Source organism: Ruegeria sp. K3 (genome assembly GCF_056531845.1).
Window position 1 is genome coordinate 312,811 of record NZ_JBQFMM010000005.1, and the last position, 25,708, is coordinate 338,518.

Consider the following 25,708-nt stretch of genomic DNA (forward strand, 5'->3'; position numbering starts at 1 on the left):
GCGGCCAGATCATGAAGATCAGACCCGCCCAGAAATCCGATGCCGCCAGCCTCGCCGCCTTGTCGATTGAGGTCTGGATCGGAACATATCTAAAGCGTGGTGTGAACGCCTTCTTTGCCGAGTTCGCACTGTCCGAGTTCACGACCGCCCGGTTCGAAGCCATATTGGAGGACGGCCAAGACCTCTTGATGGTTTCCGAAAACGAAGACGGGATCGACGGATATATTCGGCTTGCGGAAAATCGCATCGCACCTGTGGACGGGCTTTCTGACCTAGAAATCGTGACGTTCTATGTCCAGCACCGCCATCAAGGTAAAGGCATCGGCTCAGCGCTGCTCGACATCGCGATTGACTACATGCGTGAAAAAGGGCGCCCGTCGATTTGGCTGACAACCAATTCCGAGAACACGCCCGCAATCAACTTCTATCTAGCCAAAGGGTTCCGGCAGGTCGGAGTCACAGATTTTCGGATCGGGGACCAAGCCTATCCGAACCAAGTTCTGGCGTTGAACACTACAACCTGATCGCGCGATCAAGCCCGGCCAATGCCGGCACCGGCCGACCGGGCAGCGTCGCCCTATGGGCCGCAGACTGGCCTTCGCTCACTGATATCCGCAATGCGACAAATCCCTCTGGCCCGTCCGCGCATTCTGCTATAGGGGTGCGCACTTGCAAACAGGATCGCAGGACACATGAGCACACGCGCCGGATTTATCGCCCTGATCGGAGAGCCCAACGCAGGCAAATCCACCCTTCTGAACCGCATGGTCGGGGCCAAGGTCTCGATCGTGACGCATAAGGTGCAAACCACCCGTGCTCGCATCCGTGGCGTGGCGATGGAGGGCGATGCGCAACTGGTCTTTGTCGACACGCCGGGCCTCTTCAAACCACGCCGCCGTCTGGACCGTGCCATGGTCGCCGCCGCTTGGGGCGGGGCTGCGGATGCGGATGTGGTCGTGCTGATGATCGAGGCGCATCGCGGTATCACCGAAGGTGTCGAGCGCATCCTCGAAGGCCTGGAAGAGATCGGGCAGGGCCGCACCATCGCACTTGCGATCAACAAGATCGACAAGGTGCCCTCGGAAAAGCTGCTGGCGCTGACCAGTGACCTGAATGCGCGTTATCCCTTTGCCGAGACCTTCATGATCTCGGCCGAAAAAGGCCACGGTGTCGACGATTTGCGCAAATGGCTGGCCTCGGAACTGCCCGAAGGCCCGTGGCTCTATCCAGAAGACCAGATTGCGGATCTGCCTCTGCGCATGATCGCGGCTGAGATGACGCGCGAGAAACTGACCCTGCGCCTGCATCAGGAATTGCCTTACCAGCTGACCGTCGAAACCGAGAACTGGGAAGAGCGCAAGGACGGCTCGGCCAAGATCGATCAGGTCATCTATGTCATGCGTGATGGCCACAAAGGGATCGTGCTGGGCAAACGTGGTGAGACCATAAAGGCCGTCAGTCAGGCGGCGCGTGCCGAGCTGGAAGAGTTTTTGGACCGCAAGATTCACCTGTTCTTGCAGGTGAAAGTCCGGCCAAACTGGCTGGAGGAGTCCGAGCGCTACTCGGAAATGGGTCTGGATTTCAAAGACGGCAACGCATGACCCGGGCCAAGAATTTTCGTCGAAAATTCTCAACCCCTACGGAAAGGTCAGAACCATGACCCGGCTGACAGCTGAATTCTGGGTGCATGCCTATCTGGCGCGGCTGCGGTTTCAGGAAATACCGGCTTTTGTTGTGGCGCATGGGGATGACACCGCTGGGGCGGTGCTTATCAAACTCAACACACTCAACGGGCGGGCCGCAGCCTTTCAGCGCAGTTTTGATCTGATGAGCGGCGAGCGCAAATGGGTGGAGCTCTCATCCGGCGAAGAGGCAGACGTAGATGCCGCCATCACCCGCCAACGCAGTTTTGACCCCGACCTTTGGGTGATCGAGGTGGAAGACCGCCAAGGCAGGCACCTGCTGGGTGAAGAAGGTCTGGACTAACCCGCGCCAAATGATCTTGGACGTACGGCGCAAAGCGACTATTTTGCTTTGCAACCGGCTGAATGAAACGGCCCAATCTTCCGAGGGCCGCAGGAACAGGAGGGGGTTGAGTGACTGAAACGCTTGCCCAGAAACTGGAAAACTCAAATCTCGGTCACTGGATGCAGCGGTTCGAGGGGTTCATGGTCTTCATCGGCGTCGTTGGCCCCTTCGCCACGCTTCCACAACTGATTAAGCTTTATTTCACCCACTCCGAACACGCGACCGGACAGTCGCTGCTGTCCTGGTCTCTGTATGCTGGGCTGTCGTTTTTGTGGTTCGCCTATGGGCTGGTGGTGGGCAAGTTGCCCATCTATGTGGGCAACGGTATCTCAATGGTGCTGAACCTGCTGATGGTTATCGGCATTCTGATTCACGCAGGTATGACGTTCTAGGGCGCGCGATCAGCCTGCATCGCTAAAATAGACAAAGCTCATCTTGTTGCCATCAGGATCGCGCGCATAAGCGCCATAGAAGTTCGGGCCATATTGAGGTCGATCTCCGGGATCACCTTCATTTGTTCCGCCATTGGCAAGAGCCTCCGCATGCACCTCGCGAACTTCCGCTTCGCTTTCGCAGAGCAAGCCAACCATGTTGCCGTTTCCAACCGTCGCGGCCTCTTTGTCAAAGGGCGTCGCGACCCACATGGACCCACCGCCCCGCAGCTCGTAACAAACAGCGTGGGGCATATATTCAGCAATAACCTTGCCGCCGATTTTGGGCACAACCGCATCGTAAAAGCTTCGCGCTTTGACGACATCATTTGAACCGATCATGACATAGTTAAGTGACATTTCTTAAATTCCTCCGTGTAGAACATAAAGTGAACACTATTGCGTGAACAGATGTCACGCAACGTGTTTTTGGTGTTCCACAGGGTCAACCTAACGCGTTTCTACCTTGAACCTGCAACGGCCATAAGATTTCCTGCGTATATATCTGGTGACCTAACGAGGCCAAACTTGGACTGGCGTGATCACGGCATTCTTCTGACCTCTCGCCGTCATGGTGAGACAGCGGCGATCATCGAGGTCTTTACCGAAGCCCATGGTCGTCACGCCGGCATTGTGCGCGGAGGCACCAGCCGCAAGATCGCCCCGATCCTGCAACCCGGCGCGCAACTGGACGTGCTTTGGCGCGCGCGGCTCGAAGAACATCTTGGCACCTTTCAGGTCGAACCCCTGCGTTCGCGCGCTGCAGCGGCGTTTTCAGGGCGGCTGGCGCTCGCCGGATTAAATGCGGTGGTGGCGCTGCTGTCCTTTTGCCTGCCCGAACGCGAGCCTCATCCGGCGATCTATCAGCAAACAGAACAGTTGATGGACCTGCTGGGTCAGGATGAGGTCTGGCCACTGGCCTATCTGCGCTGGGAACTGGCGCTGCTGGAAGAGCTGGGCTTTGGCTTGGATCTTTCGGCCTGCGCAGTGACAGGGGCGACCGAGGGGTTGGTCTATGTCTCTCCGAAAACCGGCCGCGCGGTCAGTGCGGCGGGGGCAGGGGACTGGGCCGATAAGCTGCTGCCTTTGCCCCCCTGCCTGCGCGGCGAAGGCGCGGCTCCGGATACCGAGATTGCTGAAGCCTTACGCACAACCGGGTATTTTCTGGAAAACCATCTGGCTCCGTCGCTGGGTCATACGCCGTTGCCGGACGCACGCGCGCGATTTGTGGCGCAGTTTACTCGGCGGCTTTGAACACCATTTCGTGCCCGTCCTCATTGCGCAGGATCAGCACATCGCCGGACACCTCGGACTGGGTCATCGCCATCAGTGCGGCGAAATAAAACCCCTCGGCTTCAAGCCCGGCGCAAGCCGCGCGGGTGGCGACAAGATCGGTGATCTCAAACCACGGGTAGGGTGCATTCAGTGTACCTGAATAAGTGTTGCACGGGGCATTGCCCTCAATCCGACCCTCTTCGGGGAATCGCAAAAGGGCGCTGGCCTCAAAAGGCTGCCCGTCGATCTCTTGCAAAGCCCATGTCTGATCCGCTGCGCCATAGGCGGCGACAGTCTCATCCTTGTCGCATTGGAACAGGGTCAAAAGGGGCAGGAACAAGGCCAGACGTAACATCGCAATATCCTGTCAGTAGGGGTTCACACCGCTGATTAACTCTTCGCGCACTTCAAGGCGGGGGCGCCAGTTGTATTTGGTGTCCTCGCGCACCTGATCCCAGTAAAGCACCCCGCTGTTGCGCCACGGGTCAAGGATGATGCCTTCATACATTGAATCTCCCTTAGCGCTGATCAGAGCCGAATGGTGGATGATCCGGAACGCAGTTGGAGGCGACGTGGCCCAGTGCAGGTCCAGCGTGCGAAAGTTCTCTTGCTTCAAACGCGTGGTCATGGCCTGCGCCCAATCATTGCACAGACCTTTTTCGCGAAATCCGTTGATGACCTTTGCGTTGTGGATGATGGCTGGATCGGTGACGTTCCAGTCCTGTTTCAGTTGATTGGAATAGGCATAAGATATCTCCGCTGCACGCCGCGCCTCGGCAGGGTCAACCTTGGGGTCAAGCTGCTGGATCGCTTGTGCCAACTGGTCCACATCATCGGGCCCGGTGTTTGGTGCCATGGCGCATCCGGCAAGGGCCATGCAGGTGGCCAAAACTGCGATGATGATCTTCACGCTCGATTCTCCTGTGGCCAGCTTGGGCGCTGGGTTTGGTTGACGCCCTTTACCCGATTTCTGCGCTCGATCCGAGGGGGAAGTTTCGCCCATTAAGCCCTGAAACCGAGTTGTACAACTCGGAAGAAATAGGCCTGAAGGTCCGTACAACACGGAAGAAAAAGAAAACCCGGCGCAAGGCCGGGTTCAGTTGGGGAAACCGCGTCGCTTCGGGCGTCAGCCCAGCAATCGACGCGCGATGACTTGCGCCTGTATTTCTGCGGCGCCTTCAAAGATATTTAGGATGCGCGCGTCACAAAGCACGCGGCTAATTTTGTATTCCAGAGCGAAGCCGTTGCCGCCATGAATCTGCAGCCCGTTATCCGCCGCAGCCCAAGCAACTCGAGCGCCCAGCAGCTTGGCCATCCCGGCCTCAAGGTCGCAACGTTGACCGTGATCTTTTTCCCAAGCAGAATAATAAGTTAGCTGTCGCGCGATCATGATCTCGACCGCCATCATCGCCAGCTTGCCCGAGACGCGAGGGAAATTGATCAGAGATTTGCCGAACTGCTTGCGGTCTTGTGCATATTGCATGGCAATGTCCAAAGCACTCTGCGCTACGCCGATGGCGCGGGCAGCCGTTTGGATGCGGGCAGACTCGAAGGTTTCCATTAACTGCTTGAAACCTTTGCCTTCTTCGCCGCCCAGCAGGTTTTCGCCCTTCACTTCGAAGCCGTCAAATCCCAGCTCGTATTCCTTCATGCCACGATAACCCAACACCTCAATCTCACCACCAGTCATGCCGGGCGTGGGGAAAGGGTTCTCGTCGGTTCCAGGTGTCTTCTCAGCCAGGAACATGGACAGCCCACGGTGATCGGTACTGTCGGGATTAGTCCGCGCCAACAAGGTCATCACATGGGTGCGCGCCGCGTGTGTGATCCATGTTTTATTTCCTGTTATCTTATAGTTACCATCTTCACCCTTGACGGCCCGCGTGCGCAGGCTGCCCAAATCCGATCCGGTATTGGGTTCAGTGAAAACAGCGGTTGGCAGGATCTCGGCGCTGGCCAGTTTTGGCAGCCAGTTGGCCTTTTGTTCATCCGTACCGCCCGCGATGATCAGTTCTGCGGCGATTTCGGACCGTGTGCCCAGAGAACCCACACCGATGTACCCGCGCGAAAGCTCTTCCGAGACCACACACATTGAGGCTTTGGATAGGCCGAACCCGCCGAATTCTTCGGGGATGGTCAGACCGAACACGCCCATCTCGGCCAGTTCCTCGATAATCTCGATTGGGATCAGTTCGTCCTTCAGGTGCCATTCGTGGGCATTAGGCTCAACCTTTTCAACGGCATAGCGGCGAAACTGGTCTCGGATCATCTCCAGTTCTTCGTCCAGACCAGACGCACCAAACATGGTGGCACCGGACTGGTCCTGCATCAACTCAACCAGACGCGTGCGCGCGGCCTGAGAGTTGGCTTGCGCCATCAGTGTCTGCACTTCGCTGCATTGGAATCCCGACAGAGCATCCCAGCCAAGGCCAAGATCCTGCAAACGTACAACCTCGCCCTGGTTCATCGGAATACCACCGGCGATCTGATGCAAGTATTCCCCAAAGGCGATCTGATGCAACAGCTGCTCCATCTCGCCGAATTTTCCCTCGGTCTGAAGCGCCTCGGCCCAGCGCTGCATCTGCTGCAGCGACTGGTGGTATGTGGCCAGCCAAGCCAGCCCATGGGCGGCTGTCTGATTGGCCTCGATCAGTGCGCCCGATATTCGCCCTTCGCTAGTCACCTGCGCGCGAACCGATTCGACCGCCTTATCGAACACCGCTTGAACGCCGGGCAGGGCGGCTGCGCTGAGTGTTAGAAGATCGGGCAAAACCGCTGGCTGCGTCATGTTCGTCACATCCTGTCCGTCATGGGCCATGAATCACGTCCTCTGCTGGGTTGTCTGGTCATATCATGCTGCACATGCAGCGCAACAAAAATACGCAAATCATCCATAAAAAGTTCAAAAATTGCTTAGTGACTTTTGCAGTGCAGAAATTTTTTGGACTGGTATGAAGGGTCGATGGGACTGTTTTCACTTATGTCGCCGCAGGATTTCTGTCTGGCTTTGGTCGTTGCCTTCGTCGCGGGCTGGGTCAAAGGCATGGTCGGTTTTGCCATGCCAATGGTGCTTGTTTCTGGTCTTAGCATGATGCTGCCGCCTGAGCTGGCGCTGGCAGGTCTAATCTTGCCCACGCTGGTGACCAATGGGGTGCAGGCCTTGCGGGAAGGTTTACCTGCGGCGGTGGCGTCAGTTCGAAAGTTCAAGGTATTTCTGAGCGTTGGACTGGTCTGTCTATTGGCCAGCGCGCAGCTGATCAACATCCTGTCGCCCAAGGCATTTTTGCTGATCTTAGGCGCACCAGTTTCGTTCTTTGCTCTGATGCAACTACTGGGGCTGAAACTGACGCTGCAAGCGCCCTCAATGCGGGTTGAGGCTATGGTGGGTGCGGTGGCCGGTGCTGTCGGCGGCATCTCGGGCGTGTGGGGACCACCAACCGTGGCCTATCTGACAGCCTTGAATACACCGAAGAAGGATCAGATGCGGGTGCAGGGCGTGATATACGGTCTGGGCGCTGTGGCGCTTATTGTGGCGCATCTGGGTTCGGGTATTCTAAGGACTGACACAGCGGTGTTCTCAGCGCTGCTGATTATCCCTGCCTTGCTGGGAATGCGCGGCGGTCAGTTTCTGCAGGATCGTATCGATCAGGCACAGTTCCGCAAACTCACTCTGCTTGTACTGCTGATTGCAGGGCTGAACCTGCTGCGCAGGGGTCTTTTGGGTTAATTGCGTCTTTCAGCAAACCGAAAGGCGAAATAGAGGCCCAACATTAGGAAGAAAAGACCTGAGATATCACCGATCAGATAGGCGATATACTCGGCCGTTGCGCTGCCGAAGGCCATGTTGGTGAGAACGGACACCAATACCGATGTGATGATTCCAACGCCCATCACGCACAGCCAGCATGGCTTCCGATCGACGCGCGGAAACAAATCCCAGCCCAACGCCTTGCAGACATAAAAAACCGCTGGAACTGTGGTGACCGCGATAGTGATCGCCAGCAATCTGCTGGGCAGAAGAACATCCCAACCGCCCACAAGGGCAAAGACGATGGCAACGCCGGGCAACAGTGCGAATATCGCCCTCCATCCCAATAACCAGGCCGACAGGACCCGCACGCCGTGCGGCAGGAACAATAAGCTGGCATAGCTGGGGTATGCGGGAAAAAACACGTTCTGAAGCGGCATCAGCACCTGGAATGTTAGGAACGATGCAGCGACATAGGCCAAAGAGGCATAGAATGTTTCAGAGGCCCATCTGCGCACGGGGTCAGCCGATTACAGATCTGGGGTGGCGATCACCTGGGCGCATGAACCAGATACCGTCCGCGATTGGCGCTACCGCTTTGCGACAGATAACCCTTTTGAACCAGAGACTTCAGCGCGCGGAAAAATGTCGGGCGAGATACGCTTTTGACCAGCGTGTGTTCGATCAGACCAAAGGTGCGTACTTCGCGATCATCTTTCGACAGTTCTTCGGCGGCATAGTAGATGTCGCGCTCGACCGGTGAGAGTTCTTCCAGCCCAAGAGTGCGCTCCATGCTTTGCATCAATTTGCGCAGTTCGGTGAGTTTTGAGATTTCAGTCATTACTTGCCTATAGTTTCCGTGACGGACCGAGGCAGTTCGAAAGGCTGACCTTTGGAACACATCACGCCGACACCCATCCCCGTGTAGAAATAATCATTACCTTGTTGAACGGCCCGAGACATGATGTGAGTAAGCTAGCCCGGATCGCCCGATGTTCAAATTTAACAGAAGCCGCTGCCAAAGGACGCCGGGCTTCGAAGCGTCTTGGGTAAATTGCGATAGCGCATGTTGCACGTTATCGCAATGAACTTGTCTGTGTGCACACAAGGTGCCGAAGCGTAAGCTTTGGTGGGTCAGGGGCCATGATGGCCCCTGAATTCGATCAACCGATCGCGACAGCTTTGATGTCTTCGTCGATGAAGGGCAGGTACTGCTCGAAGTTTTCCGCGAACATGTGCACCAGCTTTTCCGCCTGTTTGTCGAACGCTTCCTGATCGTCCCAGGTTCGGCGCGGATCCAGCAAGACCTCGGGCACACCAGGGACAGAGACCGGCACATCGAAGCCGAAATTGGCGTCCTTGCGGAATTCCGCATCGGTCAGTGATCCTTCCAGCGCAGCCGTCAGCAGCGCGCGGGTGGCCTTGATTGGCATGCGGCTGCCCACGCCGTAGGCACCTCCAGTCCAACCAGTGTTGACCAACCAGCAGGTCGCGCCATGCTGAGCAATCTTATCGCGTAGAAGGTTGCCATAAGCCTCTGGGCGGCGTGGCATAAAGGGCGCGCCAAAGCAGGTCGAGAAGGTGGGCTGCGGTTCGGTCACGCCACGTTCGGTCCCGGCGACCTTCGAGGTAAAGCCGGAAAGGAAGTGATACATCGCCTGCGCAGGCGTCAACCGCGCGATCGGAGGCAAAACGCCGAACGCATCGCAGGTCAACATGATGATGTTCTTAGGGTGCCCACCCAATGCAGTTTTCGACGCGTTGGAGATGTATTCCAACGGGTAGGCGCAGCGCATATTCGCAGTCAGAGAGTCGTCGTTGAAATCCAGCTCTTTGGTCTCGGGATCAAAAACCATGTTCTCGATCACGGTGCCAAATTTCGAGGTGGTGGCGTAGATTTCTGGTTCGGCCTCGGCGTTCAGGTTGATGGTCTTGGCATAGCAACCACCTTCAAAGTTGAAGGTGCCTCGATCTGACCAACCGTGTTCGTCATCACCGATCAAGGTGCGCGACGGGTCGGCAGACAGGGTGGTCTTGCCGGTGCCGGACAGGCCGAAGAACACGGCGGTGTCGACCGGGTTGCCAACCGCGTGGTTAGCCGAGCAGTGCATCGGCATCACGCCTTTTTCGGGCAGCATATAGTTCAGCAGGGTGAAGACGGACTTCTTGTTCTCGCCGGCGTATTCGGTGCCGCCGATCAGGATCAGCTTGCGATCAAAGTTCAGTGCAATCACCGTTTCGCTGCGGCAGCCATGCTTTTTGGGGTCCGCATGGAAGCTGGGACAGTTGATGATGGTAAAGTTAGCCTTGAAATCATCCAGATCCTCACGATCCGGGCGGCGCAGCAGGTGGCGGATGAACAGGTTGTGCCACGCCAGCTCGGTTACCATGCGCACATTGATCGAGTAGCTGGGATCAGCCCCGCCCACGAGGTCCTGCACGAAGTAGTCGCGGCCTTTCATATGGGTCAGCATATCTTCATAGAGCGCGTCAAAACCTTCAGGGCTCATGGCGGCGTTGTTTTCCCACCAGATGCTGTCGGCAACACTGTCTGTCTTGACGACATGCTTGTCCTTGGGTGAGCGGCCAGTGAATTTGCCGGTGGTGACCAGAAAGGCGCCGCCATTGCCAAGGGTGCCTTCGCCGCGCTTCAGCGCTTCTTCGATCAGCGCCGGTTCCATGAAGTTGTAATAGACATTGCCCAGACCCTCGATGCCCTGATCTTCGAGGCGGAATTGCGGGTTAACCCGTCCAGATGTCATGTGTGTCTTCTCCTGTGGCGGCGCGAGGGCCTTGGGCCGGGTGCACCATTGGGGCGGATACCGGAAAGAGCCGGCGGTCAAGCGCCTCTTATCACGGTATTTTGGGACATGAACAGGAGGGTTGGGGGTAGTTAGCGCAACCAAGTTGAGGTTTAGCGCCATCACGATTTGTCTGCCGTAAATCAAGGCAGCTATTTGGGCGCAGCAAGGCAAATTTGCCGCATACCTGCCGCAAGAATGGCACGATTCGAGGTTACGAGTTGATTCGGTGGCTCAAAACCGCCAACAATGCCTTACAAAAAAGCGTATTATTGCGCGAGTGAGCAGGAATAGGGGTGAACCCGATGTCAAAGATTGCACTGGTGGACGACGACAGAAATATCCTGACGTCCGTGTCCATGACACTCGAAGCCGAAGGGTTTGAGGTCGAAACATACAACGATGGTCAGGCTGCGCTGGACGCTTTCAACAAAAAGCTGCCAGACATGGCCGTACTGGATATCAAGATGCCGCGGATGGACGGCATGGATCTGCTGCAAAGGCTGCGGCAGAAAACCCAGATGCCCGTGATCTTTCTGACCTCCAAAGATGACGAGATTGACGAGGTTCTGGGTCTGCGCATGGGTGCAGATGACTACGTCAAAAAACCATTCTCTCAGCGGCTGCTGGTCGAACGGATTCGCGCCTTGTTGCGCCGTCAGGAAGCGGTCGATGGTGATGTGACCAACGCGGCCTCGGGCGATACAAAAGTGATGGAGCGGGGTGAGCTGCGGATGGACCCGCTGCGCCACGCAGTCAGCTGGAAGGGCAATGATGTCTCGCTGACAGTTACCGAGTTTCTGCTGCTGCAGGCCTTGGCGCAACGTCCGGGCTTTGTCAAAAGCCGCGATCAGCTGATGGATGTGGCTTATGATGATCAGGTCTACGTGGATGACCGCACCATTGACAGCCATATCAAGCGTCTGCGTAAGAAGATGCGCGCCGCCGATCCCGAGTTTTCGGCGATAGAAACGCTGTACGGTATCGGGTATCGTTATAACGAAGAATAGGCGCGGCCGTTTTATTAAGCCGAAGGGGTCTCGTGCGCGATACTGAACAAGCCAACCAAGAGCACGACGCAGGCGTCGTTCTTGGGGATGACTGGGTCATCCCCCAAGACCCTGATGCTGCCGAGCTACAGGCCAAGCGTTCGCGACGAAACCTGTTTTCGCTGCGCTATTCGCCCCTGGCGCGCAGGATCATCACCTTCAACCTCATTGCCCTTGTCATTTTGGTGGCAGGGCTGCTGTATCTGGACGACACGCGAAAAGAACGGGTTCAACAGACCGCGCAGAACCTGGTCGGTGATGCGCAACTTGTAAGCAACGTTTTTGAAACCCAGCTGCGTCAACCCTCTGCCAATGGTGCAAGGACATTAGATGTCCGCGACACGCTGGCAGGCCTCAGCTTGCCCGAAGGCGGTGAGGTCTTTGTATATGACGGCACTGGCACTCTGATTGGTTGGACACGCGGAGCGCCCATGGCTGACAAATTGCCCAGCCTTTTGCATCTGGACGCCGACAGCGCCGCTGGAAGCACTTTGATCAGCGACGCATTGAACGCGGTTTGGAATGGTGTTTCTGCGATCTTTAGCGGTTCTTCCGAAAGCGAGGCTCCGACGCTGGCGCAACGGGTGCAGGAAATGATCCCGCAAGCGCTGAACGGCGGATTGCAAGTACAGGCCGTGCACGACGATAAAGGCAAGACGGTGATTGTCGCCGTGGCCCCGATCCTATTGGACGATACGCCTGTGGGTGCCGTTGCTATGGCGGGCCCGGCGGGCGAGATCGATGCGCTGGCCCGCAAGGAGCAAGAGCGGATCCTGCAGATGTTTGTGGTGGCACTGCTGGTCTCGATCGGTCTGAGCCTCGTTTTGGCCTCAACGATTGCCAATCCTCTTGCTGATCTGGCCGCCGCTGCCGAGATGGGCAAGGACCGCGGAGCCGGAGTGAACCCCGGACGTATCCGCATCCCGGATCTCAGTGCGCGCCCGGATGAAATCGGCCGTCTGAGCCAGGCTTTGCGCGGGATGGTCACGGCGCTTTATAACCGCATTGACGCGAACGAACAATTTGCGGCCGATGTCGCGCATGAGATCAAGAACCCGTTGGCCAGCCTGCAATCCGCCGTGGGCACCATGCGCATGGTCAAACGCGATGATCAGCGCGAAAAGCTATTGGGCGTGATTGAGCATGATGTGCGGCGATTGGATCGACTGGTCAGCGATATCTCGAACGCATCGCGGCTGGACGCGGAACTGGTGAAAGAAGAAGAGCAGCCCTTTGACCTGCTCAATCTGCTTGGCAATATCAGTCAGTTTCTGGGTGAAGATGCCCGTTCGAAAGGCATCGAATATATCACTGACCTTCCCTCGGACCCCATCGTGGTCAACGGGCTCGAGGCGCGTCTGGCGCAGGTCTTTGTCAACCTGATCACCAATGCGATTTCGTTCTGCGAGGACAAAGACGCCATCCGGGTCTGGGTCCGCCGTCGTGACAACCGCGTGCTCGTGGTGGTTGAAGACACCGGTCCCGGCATTCCTGATCAGGCGCTGACCAAGATCTTCAAGCGTTTCTACTCCGAACGCCCCGAAGAGCATTTCGGCAACAATTCGGGCCTTGGATTGGCGATTTCGAAACAAATCGTCGAGGCGCATGGTGGTGTGATCTGGGCAGAAAACATCCGTCCGACCGAAGCCGATATCACCTCGGACCCGCTAGGTGCGCGGTTTGTTGTCGGGCTTCCCGTCTAGGTTATGAGCACCACCCCACTTTCTGAGATAGCGGGTCAAGGGTCGGCCTGCATTCATGGGACCTGTGTTGTGGTTCAGGAAAAAGGCTTATTGATCATTGGCGCCTCGGGTACGGGCAAATCTTCTTTGGCGCTACAGATGATGGCGCTTGGGGCGCAGCTTGTCGCGGATGACCGGGTCGAATTGACCGGAAAGGCCGATCACGTGATGGCAGCTGGACTTCCGCAGATCCGCGGCCTGATTGAAGCGCGCGGCATCGGGTTACTGCGAGCTGAAGCCGCGAGGCCGGTCCGATTGGCATTTGTTGTGGATATGGACCAACCCGAGCCCGCGCGATTACCTGAACCCGCTGAAATTCTTGTGTTGAAGCAAACTGTTCCCTTGCTTCGCGGGGCTGACGTGCCCAATTTGGCTGCAGGACTTATTCAACTTGTGAAAATGGGGCGCGTAGCCCCGGAATGGCCGAATACATGACAGCACAACAGCGCGTCGTTCTGATAACAGGTCCTTCCGGTGCAGGGCGATCGACCGCAATTCATGTGCTTGAAGATCTGGGGTTCGAGGCGATTGACAACCTGCCGATGGGGTTGCTGGCTCGCCTCGTCGACAATTCGGAGCCTGCGCGCCCTATGGCTTTGGGTATAGACGCGCGCAACCGCGATTTTTCAACCACCGGGTTTATCGAACTTGCCGCCAAACTGGGCCGGATGGAGAATGTCGACCTGACGATCCTCTATCTGGATTGCCGGGACGAGGTGCTGCTGCGTCGCTTCTCGGAGACCCGCCGCCGTCACCCGGTTGCGACTGATGCCAGCCCGGAAACCGGCATTTGTCAGGAAAAGGAACTGTTAGCCCCAATTCGCGAGTTTGCCGACACGCTGATCGACACCAGCGCGTTGAATGTGCATCAGCTGCGGGAAGAGGTCGAACGCTGGTTCGCCCCAAAGGGCGGGCGGCATCTGGCGGTGTCGATCGAATCCTTCTCGTACAAGCGGGGCTTGCCGCGCGGTTTGGACATGGTGTTCGATTGCCGGTTTCTGGCCAATCCATACTGGCGGCCTGAACTGCGGGATGCGGATGGTCGAAACTCGGATGTGGCGGCCTATGTTCAATCAGATGCAAACTATGGCGTCTTCTTTGACCGGGTGGTCGACCTGCTGATCGAACTGCTTCCGGCCTTCCGTGAGGAAGGCAAAGCGCACCTTTCAGTTGCATTTGGGTGCACCGGAGGGCAGCACCGCTCGGTCGCGGTGGCTGAAGCAGTTGCAAAGGCCCTTGCAGAAGGGGGGCAGCAGGTGGCAATTAGGCATCGCGAAATGGAACGACGCGCGATGAATGTGAGGCCGGAGTGATCGGGATCGTTATTGTTGCACATGGTGGGTTGGCTCAGGAGTATCTTGCGGCCACGCAGCATGTGGTTGGAAAGCAACCCGGACTGGTGGCCATCCCGATAGAAGCCGACCATGATCGCGAAGCGAAACAAGTTGAAATCTGCCGCGCGGCGGACGAGGTCGATATGGGCGATGGCGTCGTTGTGGTGACCGATCTGTTTGGCGGCAGCCCCTCGAATCTGAGCCTGCGCGCATGTGCGCCACAAGACCGGCGAATCCTTTACGGGGCCAACCTTCCCATGCTGATCAAACTGGCCAAAAGTCGCCACTTGCCACTGGCCGAGGCCGTGCGTTTGGCTTTGGAAGCTGGACGAAAGTACATCAATGCGCAAAATGTGACATTGGATTGACACCGGATAGATTCATATGACGACCAAGAGTTTGAAAATTATCAATGAAAAGGGCCTTCACGCCCGCGCTTCTGCCAAGCTGGTCGAGGTGGTCGAAGGCTTTGATGCGCGCGCCGAGGTGTCACGAGACGGGCTTTCTGCCTCGGGCGACAGTATCATGGGCCTTTTGATGTTGGCAGCGTCGCGCGGAAGCACTATTGACGTCGAGACGTCCGGCCCGGATGCTGAGGCGTTGGCAGAGGCTTTGGAAACATTGGTGAACGATAAGTTCGGCGAAGGGTTCTGACAGCCACGACACCAAGGACGGAAAGACAAGGCAATTGGCGGAAACCACGCACGATACCAAGACAGGTCCTGTAGTGGATCACGACACCGATCAGGGTGAAATCTACGACCGCAGAACCCTGACCTACGCCAACTCGTTTGACGATGCCTGGACGTCTACGGCCATTCGCGCCATCGAATGGTGCACAGGCAAGCTGACCATCTTGCGCATGGTCAACAAGTTCGAGAAGCAGAACGATCGCTATCGAGGTCAGAAGTTCTGGGGCGGTGCGCTCAAGACCATGGGTATCGAGCTGACAACCCCAGCCGAACAGATCGCCCGCATCCCAAAAGAAGGCCCCGTAGTGGTCGTCGCGAACCATCCGCACGGCATGGTTGATGGCATGATCTTCGCTGAACTCATCGGCCGGGTCCGCAGTGACTATCGCATCCTGACCCGCTCAGTCCTGACCGGGTTGGATGAAGCTGCGACCTCATTCATGATCCCGGTGCCGTTCCCGCATGATCCTGAAGCGCAGGCCAAGATGCTCGAGATGCGCAGCAAGACGATGAAACATCTGGCAGATGGGGGCGTTGTCGCGTTATTCCCGTCAGGTGTTGTGATGTCTTCGGATGATTGGTTCGGACCAGCCATCGAGCGGGAGTGGAATGTCTTCACCGCGAAGATGATCCGTAGGTCGGGTGCCAAGGTCGTGCCGATCTTCTTCCCTGGCAGCAACTCGCGCTGGTATCAAATTGCCAACCGGATATCGCCCATCCTGCGCCAGGGCCTACTGCTGCACGAAATCGTCCGATCCTGCAACAGGCCCCAGTCGCCGGTGATCGGTGACCCGATTTCGGATAAAGACATGGACCTGCTGGAACGCGACCCCCGCGGTTTCATGGCATGGCTCCGTGATCACACCATGGCGCTGGGCAAGACGCTCAAATCCTGATCCGCCCCTTCATCTGGCCAAAAATATCTCGGGAGTGAATTGAGCCATAGGCACAAGAGAGGGCTGGCCCTCTCAGATTCTACCGTGTGGGTACCGGAACCTCGCCTCGATAATCATAAAACCCGCGTTCGGTTTTGCGTCCCAGCCATCCGGCTTCGACATATTTCGTCAACAGCGGGCAGGGACGATACTTGGTGTCTGCCAGTCCGTCATGTAACACGTTCATGATCGCCAGACAGGTATCCAAGCCGATGAAGTCCGCCAGTTCCAATGGGCCCATAGGGTGGTTTGCGCCCAGTTTCATCGATTGGTCAATGGACTGCACATTCCCGACACCTTCATACAATGTGTAAACCGCCTCATTGATCATGGGCATCAGAATGCGATTCACGATAAAGGCCGGAAAATCTTCGGCGCTGGCTGAGGTTTTGCCAAGCCGGTCCACTACGGCTTTACAGGAGTTAAAGGTTGCTTCATCGGTGGCGATGCCCCGGATCAACTCGACGAGCTGCATCACAGGGACCGGGTTCATGAAGTGGAATCCCATGAAACGTTCGGGCCGGTCGGTGCGGCTGGCCAGCCGGGTAATTGAGATCGACGAAGTGTTCGATGTCAGGATCGTATGTGGCTGTAGGTGCGGCAACAGGTCTTCAAAGATTGCCTGTTTCACCGTTTCCCGCTCGGTCGCGGCTTCGATTACAAGATCGGTCTGCCCCAAATCCGGCAGATTCAGCGTCGTTGTGATCCGACCCAACGCGGATTTCACTGCATCATCCGAGATTTTGCCGCGCGACGCTTGACGCGCCAGGTTGGTTTCAATGGTTGCCATCGCGCTGTTTAGCGCGTCCTGGCTGACATCGTTCAGTAGAACATCATACTCTGCCAACGCCATAACATGAGCAATCCCGTTACCCATCTGTCCAGCGCCGATCACTCCGACTGATTTTACGTCCATTTGTTCGATGCCCTTGTTCGCAGAATACGGCGACATTATCGGCAGTTCCCTATGGGCGGCAAGGGGACGGGGACAGTCAATTTCGCTTCAAATGCGCGCATTAGGACTTTCTCAAGACTTGCGGCGGCAAAATGGCGGTTGGGTGAATATTTGGGTGAGTGTGATGAGCTATCAATCGATCAATGCGGTCCATTCCGCGGAAACGACGTGCGAATATGAAAATTCGAAACTACGTTTCAGGGGCCCTCAAAGGGCGTTGAACAACCCCTATGTGGCATGTTTGGGGGGCGAAGAGACTTTTGGCCGTTTCGTGGAAACCCCCTTTCCCAATGAGTTGGAACGTCGTCTGGATCGTCGATGCCTCAACCTTGGCAGCCTGTTCTGCGGTGTCGAAGCGTTGACGCAGGACAAAGGGCTACTGGAGATCGCAAACCGATCTGATATCTGCGTCCTGCAGTTACCCGGCATGCTGGGGCTATCGAACCGATTCTACCGGGTGCACCCACGACGCAATGACCGTTTCGTTTCGCCAAATGCCGATCTGGTTGCGCTGTATCCCGAAGAAGATTTTACGGATGTCCATTTTGTACAGCACTTGCTGACCCGCCTGTCGGCACGCTCGGATGCCCGTATTGAACTTGTGGAACAAGAGTTGCGCAATGTCTGGATCGAAAAGCTCGGCAAGTTTCTTGCAGAAGTAGGCCCGCCCGTCCTGCTTTTGCATCTGCAAGTGGAGAGAAGCGATTTGGATTCGACACCGGGTGACGGCTTTGCAATCAACCCCGAGATGATTGAGCCTTTGAGACCCCATTGTACGGATATTTTGTCCTTGCAGGTTCAGGTGTCCGGCGTATCCGATGAGCTTGAAGACATGTTGTTTGGCACCCTGCAACAACCGATTGCCGAGCATATGATCGGCCCAGCCACACATCGCAATATCGCTGGCTCACTTGCCCAAGTGATCAACGACCTGGGCGTATAAACAGCAAAGGCCCGCCAGTGGCGGGCCTTCTAAGATTTTTCGTCGAGAAATCTTTGTCTGAAATCAGCCGAGTTTTTCGGTGAGTTCCGGGACGGCCTGGAACAGGTCTGCGACCAGACCGAAGTCTGCGACCTGGAAGATCGGCGCTTCTTCGTCCTTGTTGATCGCAACGATGACCTTGGAGTCCTTCATGCCCGCCAGGTGCTGGATCGCACCCGAGATGCCGACTGCAACATACAGGTCAGGGGCAACAACTTTACCGGTCTGACCCACCTGCCAGTCGTTCGGGGCGTAGCCCGAGTCAACTGCGGCGCGTGAGGCACCAACGGCGGCTCCCAGCTTATCGGCCAGGCCTTCGATCAGTTTGAAGTCGTCTTCCGAGCCAACACCACGGCCACCCGAAACAACAACACCAGCCGAAGTCAGTTCAGGACGGTCGCTTTCAGCAACCTTGTCCTCGACCCACGACGACAGGCCGGGGTTTTCGCCGACCGAGATGGTCTCGACCGCCGCCGAACCACCTTCGCCCGCCGCATCGAAGCTGGCGGTCCGGATGGTCACGACTTTCTTGGCGTCGTTCGATTTCACGGTCTGGATCGCGTTACCCGCATAGATCGGACGCTCGAAAGTGGTGGCATCGACCACGCCGGACGCGTCCGAGATCACCATCACGTCCAGCAGGGCTGCAACGCGCGGCATCACGTTCTTGGCGTCGGTGGTGGCAGGGGCAACGATATGCTCGTACCCATCGGCCAGCCCCACGATCAGGGCTGCGGTCGATTCCGCCAGGCGATGACCCAGCGAGGCGTCTTCGGCCACCAGAACCTTGGATACGCCATCGATCTTGGCAGCGGCCTCACCAGCAGCAGCGGCAGAACCACCTGCGGCCAGAACGGTGATGTCGCCCAGCGATTTGACAGCCGCTACGGTCTTGGCGGTGGCGTCAACCGACAGCTCACCATTGTTAACCTCTGCGAGAAGAAGAACAGCCATTATACAGCCCCCGCTTCTTTGAGTTTCTCGACCAGCTCATCAACCGAGCCCACGATGATACCAGCAGCACGTGCCGGCGGCTCTTCGGTCTTGACGACTTCCAGACGCGGAGTGACGTCGACGCCATAGTCGGCGGCGGTTTTCTCATCCAGCGGCTTTTTCTTCGCTTTCATGATGTTCGGCAGCGACGCATAGCGCGGCTCGTTCAGGCGCAGGTCGACGGTCACGATGGTTGGCATTTTGACGGAGATGGTCTGCAGACCGCCGTCAACCTCACGGGTGATCTTGGCAGTGTCGCCTTCGATGTCCAGTTCGGACGCGAAAGTGCCTTGGCTCCAGCCCAGCAGGGCTGACAGCATCTGACCGGTGGCGTTCATGTCATTGTCGATCGCCTGCTTGCCCGCCAGAACGATGCCCGGCTGCTCTTCTTCGACAACTTTGGCGAGGATCTTGGCAACGGCAAGCGGTTCGATGTCCTGATGCACGTCATCCGCCGCGACAACCAGAATGGCACGGTCGGCGCCCATGGCCAGTGCGGTCCGCAGGGTTTCCTGCGACTGTTTCACACCGATCGAAACGGCAACAACCTCATCGGCCTTGCCCGCCTCTTTCAGGCGGATCGCCTCTTCCACGGCAATTTCGTCGAACGGGTTCATCGACATTTTTACATTGGCGAGATCAACGCCGCTGCCATCCGCTTTCACACGAACTTTCACGTTGTAGTCAATCACGCGCTTGACAGGCACGAGTACCTTCATTTTTGCGTATGCTCCTTACAAAAACGGCAAGCCGCGCAGCGACTCCACCAATGCTCTCGCTGGCTTAGATAGCGGGTCGTGATGTTCTGCGACAGAGCAAAATCGTCACGTCATGGTTTCGAGACGTCGCGTTTTGTCATTTTTTGGACCAGAAACGAAATTTAGTTTCCCGACGGCAGGCGCGATCACCGGTTTGCGCCGGGAATCCAGAGCACATCATCGTGCCCGCCGTTGTTGGCACAGCGCGCGGCGACAAAGAACCAATCGCTCAGGCGGTTGAGGTATTTGACAGCCACCTCATTGACCGGTTCTATGTTTGTCAGCTCAACCGCCAACCGCTCGGCCCGGCGCGAAACTGTTCTGCACACATGCAGATGCGCGGCCAAACGTGAGCCACCGGGTAGGATGAAACTGCGCAAGGGCTGGAGCGCTTCATTCATCGCGTCGATCTCGGCTTCAAGCCGGTCGATCTGAGCGGAAACGATACGCAGGGGCGGGTAGTCGGCCTCGGCATCCTTATCCATGTCGGGGCGGCAGAAATCGGCACCCAGATCAAACAGGTCATTCTGGATACGGGACAAGGCGGCTTCGACTTCTCCGACTGCTTCGGTCCGTGCCACGCCGACAAAGGAATTCAGCTCATCCACAGTGCCATAGGCCGCGACACGCCCGGAATATTTGGCAACGCGCTCACCATTGCCCAGAGCGGTTTTCCCATCATCGCCGGTGCGCGTGTAAATCTTGTTGAGAACGACCATGCCTTACCCTCCCTGCCCACGCAGATAGACGTAAAGTACGATCAGCAGCACCGCAATGAACTGAAACAGGATCCGCAGGCGCATCAGCTTGTTGCTTTTCAGCGCGGCTTCTTTGCCGGGTTTTCCAAAATTGGCAATGCCCATCACCAGCACGACGACGACCGCCGCCATGGCCAGAAGCAGTATGACCATCGTCAGGTCCATAGCTCACCGTCCGTGTTTGTTCAGTTGTTGAGCCGTCATCTAGCGTTGATAGCGGCAAAAGCGAACAGGTAATTTCGCCTCATATGTCCGAGAGGATGCGATCAATGGCCCGGGTGGGCAGAATACGGCGCAGATATCCGGCGATATAGGTGGGCGTCGTCACATAGTATCGCGGACGTGGGCGCTTGGATTCAACCGCATGCGCCAATTTGGCGGTAACAGCCGAGGCAGGCAGTTCGAACTTGTCAGGTCCGGAGGATTCGTAGAGGCGTTTCAGCAGCGTATCCTCGTATCTCTGTCGCAGGGCCGAGCTTTTCCAGTCAATAAAGCGTTCGAAGACAGGGATCGCGTTCACACGGATCTTCGAGGTGACCGGGCCTGGTTCGATCAGGATGACCTTGATGTCGGTGTCTCGTAGCTCTAGGCGCAAGGTATCGGTCAGGCCTTCGATGGCGTATTTGGTGGCGACGTATGCCCCGCGCCAGGGGAATGCGACCAGTCCCAACACTGATGAGTTCTGCACGATGCGCCCATGGCCCTGAGCCCGCATCACGGGAATCACTTGCCGGGTTAGTTCGTGCCAGCCAAATACGTTGGTCTCGAAAATTAGGCGAAGCCCTTCGATTGGGACATCTTCAACCGCGCCGGGAAGGCCGTGAGCGCCATTGTTGAACAACGCATCCAGCGTGCCACCGGTCGCGTCCAAAACCTGCTGCAGGCCTGAGGTAATGCTATCGGAATCGGTATAGTCGATCAGCGGGCTGTCGAAACCCTGTGCCCGTAGCCGATCACAGTCACGCTGTTGACGGCATGAGGCAAAAACGCGCCAACCGCGCGCGCGCATCCCGTGCGCCGCGTCCAGACCGATCCCGGATGAGCAGCCTGTGATCAGAATCGATTTCTGCATATTGCCCCCGCCTGTGTATTTCGCCCATAGCTATGGCGAGCTTTAGGTCAGGACAATGACACAGTTGCGTCAGTTTGTTGGTTTCCGAACCAGTGAGGCAGAAATCCAACCCACCCGCTGATCAGGGTATAACCGCAAACGCAGCCAGCCGGTGCCGGAATCGCTGAGAACCTCAACGCGCTGGCCAAGTTTGGCTTTGGCGATGATGGGGTAAATCGTTCCGGGCCCATCGCGCATATTGACCCGCGTGCCCGAGATTTCGCGGATATCTTTCTCGGGCTCGATGACTTGATTCACAGGTGTGATGTCATCCTGCACCTCGGCCTCGACCTGCAACAGTCCGGCGGCTCCGTCTTCAAGCGAAGCCAGAGTAAAGCTGACGCCGTTCTCGTCAAATGCAGAGAACTGAGACAGCGGATCGTTGGTGACTTGTGACAGGACGACTGCGGCATCCTCCTCTACTTGTGGCTCGGGCTGAGCGCGCGCCTGTACAATGCGCGCGGCAACGTTGGTCACAAGGTCTTCAGCCCGAGGTGCGTGGTCGTCTTTAGCCTGAGGTGCGTGGTCGGATGCAGGCTCATGTTCTGGCACAGAGGCAACGCGAACCGGTTGCTCGGTGCGGGTGCCGCGCGGTTCGAAATCCGGGCCCCCGCTCATCACATAGAAGCTCCAGCCGAGCATGGCGAAAGTGATAACAATAACACGCTTCATGGCGCACCCCCTGGCAATCGTAACATCAATAAAAGGCAGCAGTCTTAATGTTCGAAAGCCTACCATAGATTCAGCTTCGAGTCGAAAAGCGGGGGAAATCCGATACTTGCCTCCCCCTGTTGCAAAAAGCCCGACTTGTCCCCAGCAAAATATGCGCCGATTGCTTTACCCGCGCGCGCTTGCGTCGTATCACATCATGTATGAACGATACGATCGACGACCCCAATATGGAGACCCCTGACAATGGGGGCGAGGTAGCCGAGCCGCTGCGCCGCGCAATTGGCGAGCGCTACCTGACCTACGCGCTTTCCACCATCATGCACCGCGCTTTGCCAGATGCGCGCGATGGATTGAAGCCGGTTCACCGGCGAATCCTCTACGCGATGCGCGAGTTGCGACTCAGTGCGACGGGCGGTTTCCGTAAGTCAGCGAAAATCTCTGGCGACGTGATGGGTAACTATCACCCTCATGGCGACGCGGCGATTTACGACGCAATGGCGCGACTGGCACAGGACTTCAACGTCCGATATCCACTGGTCGACGGGCAGGGGAATTTTGGCAATATCGACGGCGATAATCCGGCGGCCTCTCGATACACCGAGGCGCGGATGACCATCGTGGCCGAAGCCCTGTTGGAAGGGTTGAACGAAGACGCTGTCGATTTCCGCGACAACTATGACGGCACACTGACCGAACCGGTCGTGTTGCCCGCACAGTTCCCGAATCTACTGGCCAATGGCGCCAGCGGTATCGCGGTGGGCATGGCGACGAATATCCCGCCGCATAATATTTCCGAGCTGTGCGACGCTTGTCTGCATCTGATCAAGACGCCGGATGCGCGTGACGACACGCTATTGAATTACGTTCCCGGCCCGGATTTTCCGACCGGCGGCGTCATTGTCGAGCCGCCCGAAAATATCGCGCAGGCCTACCGCACCGGGCGTGGATCCTTCCGGCTGCGCTGTAAATACGAGGTTGAAGATCTGGGGCGTGGCCAGTGGCAGATCATCGTCACCGAGATTCCCTATCAGGTTCAGAAATCCAAGCTGATCGAAAAGATCGCGGAACTGATCCAGACCAAGAAAATCCCGATCCTTGCCGATGTTCGTGACGAATCTGCCGATGACATCCGTCTGATCCTTGAGCCGCGTTCCAAGAATGTGGACCCCGAGGTGCTGATGGGCATGCTCTATCGCAACTCGGATCTTGAGGTACGTTTCAGTCTGAACATGAACGTGCTGATCGACGGGGTGACGCCTAAGGTCTGTTCGATGAAGGAAGTGCTGCGCGCGTTCCTTGACCACCGGCAAGAGGTGCTGATCAGGCGGTCGCGTCACCGCATGGCCAAGATCGACCACCGCCTTGAGGTATTGGAGGGCTTTATCGTCGCCTTCCTGAACCTCGACCGGGTGATCGATATCATCCGCTACGACGACGACCCCAAGGCCGCTCTGATGCGCGAAGATTGGGGCATCGATCACGTCCGCGCAACCGATGAGTCCGATTACGTCTCGCCGAAGCCGGGTGAGGGCGAACTGTCCGAGGTGCAGGTCGATGCGATCCTCAACATGCGCCTGCGCAGCTTGCGCCGTCTGGAAGAGATGGAACTGGTACGCGAACGTGACGAACTGATGCTGGAACGCGCCAACCTCGAAGACCTGCTGGCCGACCCCGCCCTGCAATGGGCCAAGATCGCCGAGCAACTCAAAGAGACCAAGAAGACCTTTGGCAAAGACTATGAAGGCGGCACGCGCCGGACACAATTTGCCGAGGCAGGTCAGGTCGAGGAAGTGCCGCTTGAGGCGATGATCGACAAGGAACCGATCACGGTCGTCTGCTCTCAGATGGGCTGGATCAGGGCAATGACCGGCCATATCGATCTGAAGCGCGAGTTGAAGTTCAAAGATGGTGACGGCCCACGTTTCATTTTCCACGCGGAAACTACGGACCGCCTGCTGGTCTTTGCGTCAAATGGCCGATTCTATACCGTCAGCGCCGCTAACCTGCCCGGCGGGCGCGGCATGGGCGAACCGCTACGTCTGATGGTCGACCTGCCGAACGAGGCGCAGATTATCGACATCCTGATCCACAAACCGGGGCGCAAGCTGCTCGTGGCCTCAGATGCGGGCAACGGCTTTATGGTGCCAGAAGATGACGTTCTGGCGCAGACCCGGAATGGCAAACAGGTGCTGAACGTCAAAGGAGACGAGACGGCGATGATCTGTAAGCCGGTTGAGGGCGATCATGTTGCTGTTGTCTCGCAGAACGGGAAATTCCTAGTCTTCACGACAGAGGAGCTGCCCGAGATGACCCGTGGTAAGGGTGTCCGCTTGCAGAAGTACAACATGGCGCGTGGACGGCAGGGCACACTGGAACTGGATGGTGGGTTATCCGACATCACCACCTTTAACTGGGAAGAGGGCCTGAAATGGTCCATGGGCGGCGACAAAACCCGGCACGAGGCGGATATGTCCCAATGGCTGGCCAAGCGTGCAGGTGTCGGGAAAAAAGCACCTTATGGCTTTCCGAGGGATTACAAGTTCTCTTGATATGCTGTCCGCTTGGTGAAAATCTGCCGATACGGCTTGGCACAACCCGTATCGGTGCGCTACATCCACAGAAAACAGGCCTATCGAGACGAGAGACATGCTGCGCATTCTGACACTGATCACCGGGTTGGCCCTGATGGGCGCATGCACCCAAACGCAGGTTTATGAAGACCCCGAGTCGCTGGGTGAATTCAAGCTACGCGTGAATTATGCCTTTGCGGAAAAGGCCGTTCAAGGACCGGTTTCGCGGGATGCTACGCCGGATGAATGGACCAAAGCGATCCAGAATGCAGTGGACATCAGGCTTGGCCGGTATGAAGGTTCACAGGAATACGACATTGGCATCAGTCTCGAGGGCTACATGTTGGCACCTCCGGGAATTCCTGTGATTTACAACCCCAAAAGCACCGCCATCGTTCTGGTAAACGTCTATGACGTCGAAAAGAAAGAGTTCCTTGCTAAAGGCAAGCAGTTTCAGGTGCTCGAAGATACCACCGGTGAAAGCGCACTTACTGGATCAGGAAATGCGCGCACCCGAGAAGAACAGATGAACGGTCTGGCCTTGAAGGTTGCCGACCGGGTTGAGGAATGGCTGGCCGAAGAGCACAAGGATGATGGCTGGTTTGACAAGCGCCCCAGCTTGATCCAGCCGCTTGAAACCGAAGCTGTCACACAAAATCCGGCGTGATGGATGCATTTCCCTCAGGATGTGCTTGATTTTCCCCCCTGAACCAAATATCTCGCGCGCGCAGATGTAACCACGGGACCAAGGGTCCCCCAAATTGCAAAAAGGGCGCCTGAGGAATGGCAAAGGAAAAGTTTGAGCGTAATAAGCCGCACGTCAACATCGGCACGATTGGCCACGTTGACCACGGCAAGACCACGCTGACCGCAG

The 25,708-nt window shown here is 57.1% G+C and carries 31 protein-coding genes; 17 read left to right on the forward strand and 14 right to left on the reverse strand.

From position 1 onward, the window contains the following. The first annotated feature begins 11 nt into the window (after nt 1-11). The 4 genes from ACR0MP_RS11970 to ACR0MP_RS11985 all read left to right on the forward strand — a co-directional run bounded on the left by ACR0MP_RS11970 (nt 12) and on the right by ACR0MP_RS11985 (nt 2,420). Nucleotides 12-524: an N-acetyltransferase family protein gene (locus ACR0MP_RS11970; protein WP_480887953.1), complete on the forward strand. Its 513-nt coding sequence runs from the start codon at nt 12-14 to the stop codon at nt 522-524. 168 nt (nt 525-692) lie between these two features. Beyond that, nucleotides 693-1,601: a GTPase Era gene (era, locus tag ACR0MP_RS11975; RefSeq protein ID WP_170392609.1), complete on the forward strand. Its 909-nt coding sequence runs from the start codon at nt 693-695 to the stop codon at nt 1,599-1,601. Nucleotides 1,602-1,656: 55 nt separating this feature from the next. Beyond that, on the forward strand, nt 1,657-1,986 hold the full coding sequence (locus tag ACR0MP_RS11980) for a DUF1491 family protein (protein ID WP_170402292.1): 330 nt from the start codon (nt 1,657-1,659) through the stop codon (nt 1,984-1,986). Nucleotides 1,987-2,096: 110 nt separating this feature from the next. Continuing rightward, the gene (locus tag ACR0MP_RS11985; RefSeq protein WP_480887951.1) at nt 2,097-2,420 is read left to right on the forward strand and encodes a SemiSWEET transporter; all 324 of its coding nucleotides are present in this window, start codon (nt 2,097-2,099) and stop codon (nt 2,418-2,420) included. Between the two features lie 9 nt (nt 2,421-2,429). Here ACR0MP_RS11985 and ACR0MP_RS11990 read toward each other — a convergent pair whose 3' ends face one another. Then, nucleotides 2,430-2,819, reverse strand: a complete 390-nt coding sequence (locus tag ACR0MP_RS11990) for a VOC family protein (protein WP_170402289.1) — start codon at nt 2,817-2,819, stop codon at nt 2,430-2,432. Between the two features lie 168 nt (nt 2,820-2,987). On the opposite strand from ACR0MP_RS11990, the gene recO reads away from it, so the two are divergent. Beyond that, complete coding sequence (gene recO, locus ACR0MP_RS11995) at nt 2,988-3,713, forward strand: DNA repair protein RecO (RefSeq protein WP_170392605.1); 726 nt, start codon at nt 2,988-2,990, stop codon at nt 3,711-3,713. On the opposite strand, the gene ACR0MP_RS12000 is transcribed toward recO, so the two are convergent. The 3 genes from ACR0MP_RS12000 to ACR0MP_RS12010 all read right to left on the reverse strand — a co-directional run bounded on the left by ACR0MP_RS12000 (nt 3,697) and on the right by ACR0MP_RS12010 (nt 6,552). Next, on the reverse strand, nt 3,697-4,089 hold the full coding sequence (locus tag ACR0MP_RS12000) for an META domain-containing protein (protein WP_170402286.1): 393 nt from the start codon (nt 4,087-4,089) through the stop codon (nt 3,697-3,699). The genes recO and ACR0MP_RS12000 overlap by 17 nt on opposite strands. A gap of 12 nt (nt 4,090-4,101) precedes the next feature. Then, nucleotides 4,102-4,644, reverse strand: a complete 543-nt coding sequence (locus ACR0MP_RS12005) for a hypothetical protein (protein ID WP_170402284.1) — start codon at nt 4,642-4,644, stop codon at nt 4,102-4,104. Nucleotides 4,645-4,860: 216 nt separating this feature from the next. Continuing rightward, nucleotides 4,861-6,552 (reverse strand): acyl-CoA dehydrogenase family protein, encoded by a 1,692-nt coding sequence (locus ACR0MP_RS12010; protein WP_170609732.1) that lies wholly within the window; start codon nt 6,550-6,552, stop codon nt 4,861-4,863. 144 nt (nt 6,553-6,696) lie between these two features. Here ACR0MP_RS12010 and ACR0MP_RS12015 point away from each other — a divergent pair, with 144 nt between their 5' ends. Next, nucleotides 6,697-7,461: a sulfite exporter TauE/SafE family protein gene (locus tag ACR0MP_RS12015; protein ID WP_170662871.1), complete on the forward strand. Its 765-nt coding sequence runs from the start codon at nt 6,697-6,699 to the stop codon at nt 7,459-7,461. Here the strand turns inward: ACR0MP_RS12015 and ACR0MP_RS12020 are convergent. From ACR0MP_RS12020 to ACR0MP_RS12030, 3 genes are all read right to left on the reverse strand, one after another. Continuing rightward, on the reverse strand, nt 7,458-8,000 hold the full coding sequence (locus tag ACR0MP_RS12020; protein ID WP_255611805.1) for a hypothetical protein: 543 nt from the start codon (nt 7,998-8,000) through the stop codon (nt 7,458-7,460). The genes ACR0MP_RS12015 and ACR0MP_RS12020 overlap by 4 nt on opposite strands. A 32-nt stretch (nt 8,001-8,032) precedes the next feature. Next, nucleotides 8,033-8,323 (reverse strand): hypothetical protein, encoded by a 291-nt coding sequence (locus ACR0MP_RS12025; protein WP_170392600.1) that lies wholly within the window; start codon nt 8,321-8,323, stop codon nt 8,033-8,035. A 322-nt stretch (nt 8,324-8,645) separates the two neighbouring features. After that, complete coding sequence (locus ACR0MP_RS12030; RefSeq protein ID WP_480887950.1) at nt 8,646-10,244, reverse strand: phosphoenolpyruvate carboxykinase; 1,599 nt, start codon at nt 10,242-10,244, stop codon at nt 8,646-8,648. Nucleotides 10,245-10,588: 344 nt separating this feature from the next. Between ACR0MP_RS12030 and ACR0MP_RS12035 the strand changes: the two genes are divergently transcribed. From ACR0MP_RS12035 to ACR0MP_RS12065, 7 genes are read left to right on the forward strand one after another with little or no spacing between them, the layout of a single operon-like run. After that, the gene (locus ACR0MP_RS12035) at nt 10,589-11,293 is read left to right on the forward strand and encodes a response regulator transcription factor (protein ID WP_170392598.1); all 705 of its coding nucleotides are present in this window, start codon (nt 10,589-10,591) and stop codon (nt 11,291-11,293) included. A gap of 32 nt (nt 11,294-11,325) precedes the next feature. Next, nucleotides 11,326-13,035, forward strand: coding sequence for a sensor histidine kinase (locus ACR0MP_RS12040; RefSeq protein WP_170402267.1), 1,710 nt, complete (start codon nt 11,326-11,328; stop codon nt 13,033-13,035). 3 nt (nt 13,036-13,038) lie between these two features. After that, nucleotides 13,039-13,509: an HPr kinase/phosphorylase gene (locus ACR0MP_RS12045; protein ID WP_480887949.1), complete on the forward strand. Its 471-nt coding sequence runs from the start codon at nt 13,039-13,041 to the stop codon at nt 13,507-13,509. Next, nucleotides 13,506-14,387, forward strand: coding sequence for an RNase adapter RapZ (rapZ, locus tag ACR0MP_RS12050; protein WP_480454360.1), 882 nt, complete (start codon nt 13,506-13,508; stop codon nt 14,385-14,387). Before ACR0MP_RS12045 ends, rapZ begins: the two co-directional genes overlap by 4 nt. After that, nucleotides 14,384-14,776 carry a PTS sugar transporter subunit IIA gene (locus ACR0MP_RS12055; protein ID WP_170392594.1) on the forward strand — a complete coding sequence of 131 codons (393 nt, stop codon included), beginning with the start codon at nt 14,384-14,386 and terminating at the stop codon, nt 14,774-14,776. Before rapZ ends, ACR0MP_RS12055 begins: the two co-directional genes overlap by 4 nt. A 16-nt stretch (nt 14,777-14,792) precedes the next feature. Further along, on the forward strand, nt 14,793-15,062 hold the full coding sequence (locus tag ACR0MP_RS12060; RefSeq protein WP_170392593.1) for an HPr family phosphocarrier protein: 270 nt from the start codon (nt 14,793-14,795) through the stop codon (nt 15,060-15,062). A 34-nt stretch (nt 15,063-15,096) separates the two neighbouring features. Then, complete coding sequence (locus ACR0MP_RS12065; protein ID WP_480887947.1) at nt 15,097-15,996, forward strand: lysophospholipid acyltransferase family protein; 900 nt, start codon at nt 15,097-15,099, stop codon at nt 15,994-15,996. A gap of 79 nt (nt 15,997-16,075) precedes the next feature. Here ACR0MP_RS12065 and ACR0MP_RS12070 read toward each other — a convergent pair whose 3' ends face one another. Beyond that, nucleotides 16,076-16,951, reverse strand: a complete 876-nt coding sequence (locus tag ACR0MP_RS12070; RefSeq protein WP_170392931.1) for a 3-hydroxybutyryl-CoA dehydrogenase — start codon at nt 16,949-16,951, stop codon at nt 16,076-16,078. A gap of 163 nt (nt 16,952-17,114) precedes the next feature. Here ACR0MP_RS12070 and ACR0MP_RS12075 point away from each other — a divergent pair, with 163 nt between their 5' ends. Continuing rightward, nucleotides 17,115-17,933 carry a DUF6473 family protein gene (locus ACR0MP_RS12075; protein WP_480887945.1) on the forward strand — a complete coding sequence of 273 codons (819 nt, stop codon included), beginning with the start codon at nt 17,115-17,117 and terminating at the stop codon, nt 17,931-17,933. A gap of 63 nt (nt 17,934-17,996) precedes the next feature. On the opposite strand, the gene ACR0MP_RS12080 is transcribed toward ACR0MP_RS12075, so the two are convergent. From ACR0MP_RS12080 to ACR0MP_RS12105, 6 genes are all read right to left on the reverse strand, one after another. Continuing rightward, on the reverse strand, nt 17,997-18,926 hold the full coding sequence (locus ACR0MP_RS12080; RefSeq protein WP_170402252.1) for an electron transfer flavoprotein subunit alpha/FixB family protein: 930 nt from the start codon (nt 18,924-18,926) through the stop codon (nt 17,997-17,999). After that, entirely contained in the window at nt 18,926-19,684 is a 759-nt protein-coding gene (locus ACR0MP_RS12085) for an electron transfer flavoprotein subunit beta/FixA family protein (RefSeq protein WP_170392589.1), read from the reverse strand. The genes ACR0MP_RS12080 and ACR0MP_RS12085 overlap by 1 nt, the downstream gene beginning before the upstream one ends. A 185-nt stretch (nt 19,685-19,869) precedes the next feature. Further along, nucleotides 19,870-20,442 carry a cob(I)yrinic acid a,c-diamide adenosyltransferase gene (locus ACR0MP_RS12090; RefSeq protein WP_480887943.1) on the reverse strand — a complete coding sequence of 191 codons (573 nt, stop codon included), beginning with the start codon at nt 20,440-20,442 and terminating at the stop codon, nt 19,870-19,872. Nucleotides 20,443-20,445: 3 nt separating this feature from the next. Continuing rightward, nucleotides 20,446-20,646, reverse strand: coding sequence for a twin transmembrane helix small protein (locus tag ACR0MP_RS12095; protein ID WP_170392587.1), 201 nt, complete (start codon nt 20,644-20,646; stop codon nt 20,446-20,448). Between the two features lie 79 nt (nt 20,647-20,725). Then, complete coding sequence (locus tag ACR0MP_RS12100) at nt 20,726-21,553, reverse strand: SDR family NAD(P)-dependent oxidoreductase (protein WP_170392586.1); 828 nt, start codon at nt 21,551-21,553, stop codon at nt 20,726-20,728. 69 nt (nt 21,554-21,622) lie between these two features. Next, nucleotides 21,623-22,264 carry an SH3 domain-containing protein gene (locus ACR0MP_RS12105; RefSeq protein ID WP_480761355.1) on the reverse strand — a complete coding sequence of 214 codons (642 nt, stop codon included), beginning with the start codon at nt 22,262-22,264 and terminating at the stop codon, nt 21,623-21,625. 200 nt (nt 22,265-22,464) lie between these two features. On the opposite strand from ACR0MP_RS12105, the gene parC reads away from it, so the two are divergent. From parC to ACR0MP_RS12120, 3 genes are all read left to right on the forward strand, one after another. Further along, on the forward strand, nt 22,465-24,813 hold the full coding sequence (parC, locus tag ACR0MP_RS12110; protein ID WP_480887941.1) for a DNA topoisomerase IV subunit A: 2,349 nt from the start codon (nt 22,465-22,467) through the stop codon (nt 24,811-24,813). Nucleotides 24,814-24,910: 97 nt separating this feature from the next. Then, entirely contained in the window at nt 24,911-25,501 is a 591-nt protein-coding gene (locus tag ACR0MP_RS12115; protein ID WP_170392584.1) for a hypothetical protein, read from the forward strand. 116 nt (nt 25,502-25,617) lie between these two features. Further along, the coding region (locus tag ACR0MP_RS12120; protein ID WP_036223564.1) for a GTP-binding protein at nt 25,618-25,708 on the forward strand (91 nt) is incomplete at its 3' end.

Bases quoted from the DNA above. Each gene is read 5' to 3' on its own strand.
- parC (WP_480887941.1), top strand. From the start codon at position 22,465: ATGAACGATACGATCGACGACCCCAATATGGAGACCCCTGACAATGGG.
- rapZ (WP_480454360.1), top strand. From the start codon at position 13,506: ATGACAGCACAACAGCGCGTCGTTCTGATAACAGGTCCTTCCGGTGCA.
- ACR0MP_RS12035 (WP_170392598.1), top strand. From the start codon at position 10,589: ATGTCAAAGATTGCACTGGTGGACGACGACAGAAATATCCTGACGTCC.
- ACR0MP_RS12070 (WP_170392931.1), bottom strand. From the start codon at position 16,951: ATGGACGTAAAATCAGTCGGAGTGATCGGCGCTGGACAGATGGGTAAC.
- ACR0MP_RS12015 (WP_170662871.1), top strand. From the start codon at position 6,697: ATGGGACTGTTTTCACTTATGTCGCCGCAGGATTTCTGTCTGGCTTTG.
- ACR0MP_RS11970 (WP_480887953.1), top strand. From the start codon at position 12: ATGAAGATCAGACCCGCCCAGAAATCCGATGCCGCCAGCCTCGCCGCC.
- ACR0MP_RS12045 (WP_480887949.1), top strand. From the start codon at position 13,039: ATGAGCACCACCCCACTTTCTGAGATAGCGGGTCAAGGGTCGGCCTGC.
- ACR0MP_RS12060 (WP_170392593.1), top strand. From the start codon at position 14,793: ATGACGACCAAGAGTTTGAAAATTATCAATGAAAAGGGCCTTCACGCC.
- ACR0MP_RS12095 (WP_170392587.1), bottom strand. From the start codon at position 20,646: ATGGACCTGACGATGGTCATACTGCTTCTGGCCATGGCGGCGGTCGTC.
- ACR0MP_RS12100 (WP_170392586.1), bottom strand. From the start codon at position 21,553: ATGCAGAAATCGATTCTGATCACAGGCTGCTCATCCGGGATCGGTCTG.
- ACR0MP_RS12080 (WP_170402252.1), bottom strand. From the start codon at position 18,926: ATGGCTGTTCTTCTTCTCGCAGAGGTTAACAATGGTGAGCTGTCGGTT.
- ACR0MP_RS12030 (WP_480887950.1), bottom strand. From the start codon at position 10,244: ATGACATCTGGACGGGTTAACCCGCAATTCCGCCTCGAAGATCAGGGC.
- ACR0MP_RS11980 (WP_170402292.1), top strand. From the start codon at position 1,657: ATGACCCGGCTGACAGCTGAATTCTGGGTGCATGCCTATCTGGCGCGG.
- ACR0MP_RS12105 (WP_480761355.1), bottom strand. From the start codon at position 22,264: ATGAAGCGTGTTATTGTTATCACTTTCGCCATGCTCGGCTGGAGCTTC.
- ACR0MP_RS12115 (WP_170392584.1), top strand. From the start codon at position 24,911: ATGCTGCGCATTCTGACACTGATCACCGGGTTGGCCCTGATGGGCGCA.
- ACR0MP_RS12025 (WP_170392600.1), bottom strand. From the start codon at position 8,323: ATGACTGAAATCTCAAAACTCACCGAACTGCGCAAATTGATGCAAAGC.
- ACR0MP_RS11990 (WP_170402289.1), bottom strand. From the start codon at position 2,819: ATGTCACTTAACTATGTCATGATCGGTTCAAATGATGTCGTCAAAGCG.
- ACR0MP_RS12085 (WP_170392589.1), bottom strand. From the start codon at position 19,684: ATGAAGGTACTCGTGCCTGTCAAGCGCGTGATTGACTACAACGTGAAA.
- ACR0MP_RS12075 (WP_480887945.1), top strand. From the start codon at position 17,115: ATGAGCTATCAATCGATCAATGCGGTCCATTCCGCGGAAACGACGTGC.
- ACR0MP_RS12090 (WP_480887943.1), bottom strand. From the start codon at position 20,442: ATGGTCGTTCTCAACAAGATTTACACGCGCACCGGCGATGATGGGAAA.
- ACR0MP_RS12010 (WP_170609732.1), bottom strand. From the start codon at position 6,552: ATGGCCCATGACGGACAGGATGTGACGAACATGACGCAGCCAGCGGTT.
- ACR0MP_RS12000 (WP_170402286.1), bottom strand. From the start codon at position 4,089: ATGTTACGTCTGGCCTTGTTCCTGCCCCTTTTGACCCTGTTCCAATGC.
- era (WP_170392609.1), top strand. From the start codon at position 693: ATGAGCACACGCGCCGGATTTATCGCCCTGATCGGAGAGCCCAACGCA.